This is a genomic window from Klebsiella sp. HN106 (assembly GCF_051209435.1).
Classification (GTDB): Bacteria; Pseudomonadota; Gammaproteobacteria; order Enterobacterales; family Enterobacteriaceae; genus Klebsiella; species Klebsiella oxytoca.
On the sequence record NZ_JBLURD010000228.1, the window covers coordinates 1 to 297 of the forward strand.

A 297-nucleotide genomic window follows, 5' to 3' on the forward strand; every position below is an offset into this window, starting at 1 on the left:
GCCGCCGATCGGTTGGGTTATTTTCTGCCATGGCGTGGCGGCCAGGCTACCGGCGCTAGCCAACAGCGCAAGCAGTGCGATAACGGTGTTTTTCATGGTTACCAGCGTGGAATTGTCGTCGTCACGTCGCCATTCTGCGCGCGCTGACGCATAAAGTGATCCATCAGAACGATCGCCAGCATCGCCTCAGCGATCGGTACGGCGCGGATGCCGACGCACGGATCGTGACGCCCTTTGGTGATCATCTCGACTTCTTCGCCAAAGCGGTTAATCGTATGACCGGGAACGGTAATACTG

Annotated in this window: 1 protein-coding gene and 1 pseudogene; both read right to left on the reverse strand. The window is 57.9% G+C overall.

The window, feature by feature from the left end:
- Nucleotides 1-96, reverse strand: a pseudogene (gene mepA / locus ACSIPU_RS31035) (penicillin-insensitive murein endopeptidase); the annotation flags it as partial.
- Between the two features lie 2 nt (nucleotides 97-98).
- On the reverse strand, nucleotides 99-297 hold a 199-nt coding region (locus ACSIPU_RS31040; protein ID WP_435322539.1), incomplete at its 5' end, for a chorismate synthase.